General features: G+C 42.4%; 3 protein-coding genes. 2 read left to right on the top strand and 1 reads right to left on the bottom strand.

Translation table 11 applies throughout. The features are described from left to right. Nucleotides 1-247 precede the first annotated feature (247 nt). Nucleotides 248-532, top strand: coding sequence for a type II toxin-antitoxin system RelB/DinJ family antitoxin (locus tag R7P67_RS23060; RefSeq protein WP_005483196.1), 285 nt, complete (start codon nucleotides 248-250; stop codon nucleotides 530-532). Continuing rightward, nucleotides 529-807 carry a type II toxin-antitoxin system mRNA interferase toxin, RelE/StbE family gene (locus R7P67_RS23065; protein ID WP_005398411.1) on the top strand — a complete coding sequence of 93 codons (279 nt, stop codon included), beginning with the start codon at nucleotides 529-531 and terminating at the stop codon, nucleotides 805-807. The genes R7P67_RS23060 and R7P67_RS23065 overlap by 4 nt, the downstream gene beginning before the upstream one ends. 1,253 nt (nucleotides 808-2,060) lie before the next feature. Here the strand turns inward: R7P67_RS23065 and R7P67_RS23070 are convergent. Further along, on the bottom strand, nucleotides 2,061-2,276 hold the full coding sequence (locus R7P67_RS23070) for a hypothetical protein (RefSeq protein WP_256895132.1): 216 nt from the start codon (nucleotides 2,274-2,276) through the stop codon (nucleotides 2,061-2,063). Nucleotides 2,277-2,524: the final 248 nt, after the last annotated feature.

The following is a 2,524-nucleotide window of genomic DNA, read 5'->3' on the forward strand; positions in this document are numbered from 1 at the left end:
TTTTACCAAATCCCCCAGGGACTTCAGGTTCGATCAAATATTGACTCACCCCATTCTCCTATAGAAAGCTAACGCCCAATTAAGGTGTGAGGCACGCAATACGATGCTCCCGCATACCACCTTAATCACTAAAACCAACGCATAGTAAAAATGCCACGCGTGCCGAATCACTCTTAAATTGTTTGTTAGTTGCCCACCTCAAAGCCTAGTGCTAACATTTGTACACACACCAACAAAGGAATACATCATGGACACTAGAATTCAATTTCGTGTTGATGAAGAAACAAAACGCCTAGCTCAACAAATGGCTGAGAGCCAAGGTCGAACTCTAAGTGATGCTTGCCGTGAACTTACTGAGCAACTCGCTGAACAACAAAGAAAAACATTATCTCACGATGCATGGCTAACTGAACAAGTAAACCTAGCATTTGAGAAGTTTGACTCAGGAAAATCCGTTTTCCTTGAACACCAAACTGCTAAGTCTCGAATGGAAGAGCGCAAAGCCAGAATCCGTAATCGAGGTAAGCAATGATTTTATGGGAAGAAGAGTCACTTAATGATCGTGAAAAGATCTTCGAGTTTCTCTATGACTTCAACCCTGATGCGGCAGAAAAAACTGACAACCTCATTGAAGCAAAAGTAGAAAACTTGCTTGAACAACCTTTAATGGGTGTACAACGAGATGGCATCCGCGGACGATTGCTCATTATTCCTGAGATTTCGATGATTGTCTCTTACTGGGTTGAGGGCGATATCATCAGAGTTATGCGTGTACTCCACCAGAAACAAAAATTCCCTACGGATTGATTGCTTCCTCCGGGGAACTAACGCCTTGCTAAGGTGTGAGTAACGCAATACAAAAGCTACCGCACAGCGCCTTAATCACATAAACCACCGCAAAGTAAAAATGCCACGCGTTACAAATCACTCTTAAGCAATTTGTTAGTACATGCGCTACTTCTATTTATGCGCTCCAAAATATTGAAAATTGAGATGATATGAAAGGCTTTGAACACTGAAGTGAGACGGGCAGCTACAAAACTTAAACTCGGTTAAGAGGCGAAAGTTGGCTAGAAGAAAAACGCACTGAACTGCCCTACTTTTACTGGCTTCAAATTAGAAAAGGATTCGTTCCTCGCACTTCGACGGCAACACCAAAGAAAGACAATTCTGACTTAGTAAAAACCACGAAAGAGAAGAAGCACCAAAGAAATAGGCTAAGAGTTGGAAACCGTAAACGGTGAAATCAAAGCGAACACACCGCATATAGTGCCACCGGAAAGAACGTGAAAGGTACAAACTGTAAGGTGTAAATACGAACACCAAAACAGATAAACACCGAAACTTATGACCTTTGGTGCCAACCCCGTACTAACGCCCTGTTAAGGGGTGAGCAACGCAATACCGATGCTGCCGCATACCACCTTAATCACTTAAGCCAACGCATAGTGAAAATGCCACGCGTTGCGAATCCCTCTTGAACAGTTTGTTAACTGAGCGCCTTTCAGTTTTCGCCGTTCTTTCAGCCACTTTCGCCAAAGCTCATTTTGCTAATTAATGATTAGCAAAGCTAACCCAAATTTGTATTTAACCAAAAAATTACCGTTTATCTTTAGTTTGAAATGCGTCTCACAACACCATACTTCGGCGATGTAAGTATGCCGGACTAATCGCGAATGCCTTATATTATTAGAAGGCTTTGTGCCGCCTTTCACATCAGTAAACTTAAGTATCAAACTGAAATTAGTCACATTAGCTCAGCTAAGGAAACCGACCGAACACGCTAAATCTCTGAACCTAGAAACTGTATCATTGCGCTTTCATATTTTCTGCGCCAGTTAACGCCCTGCTAAGGGGTGAGCAACGCAATACAAAAGCCGCCGCAAACCGCCTTAATCACTAAACTCAACGCATAGTAAAAATGCCACGCGTTGCGAATCCCTCTTGAGCAGTTTGTTAGTTTGCAAACCCAAAGCGTTGATTTTAGGTTATTTTAAACTTTGAAAACAACAAACTTTATGTGCTTTGATGCACTTAAGTCAGGCGTAGTCTCAAAGCGACTACTCCATGAAACCACGTGGAACAAACAACGACGCAGAAAACGAACTCACAACACCAAAAAGCGCTTTTGGAAAACCAATCTCACAATGCGGACTTTCAACAAAGTCACTGAAACCACGTGGAACTTGCCACACCAAAGAAAGCGTCTTTTCAGCGAATAGATCGGCTTTTATACCAACAAACTCAACGAGCAGAGTTGCAGCAAAAAAGTTCACCTCAGTTAACCCAAAAGTCGCCGCACTAAAGAACAAATCAACCGTTGAAACGATACCAATTTTAAGTTTACACCACGCAAGTTAACACTGAAATTGAGTGCCGATACGACAATTTAGACTTTAAGCTTTTACCACTAGATCTTGCGATATAGACGCGTTTTCCCTCTTGCAAACTAACGCCTTGTTAAGGGGTGAGCAACGCAATACCGATGCCGCCGCATGCCACCTTAAACACTAAAACCAACGCA

The organism is Vibrio sp. Vb0937, from assembly GCF_033338855.1.

Bases quoted from the DNA above. Each gene is read 5' to 3' on its own strand.
- R7P67_RS23060 (WP_005483196.1), top strand. From the start codon at position 248: ATGGACACTAGAATTCAATTTCGTGTTGATGAAGAAACAAAACGCCTA.
- R7P67_RS23065 (WP_005398411.1), top strand. From the start codon at position 529: ATGATTTTATGGGAAGAAGAGTCACTTAATGATCGTGAAAAGATCTTC.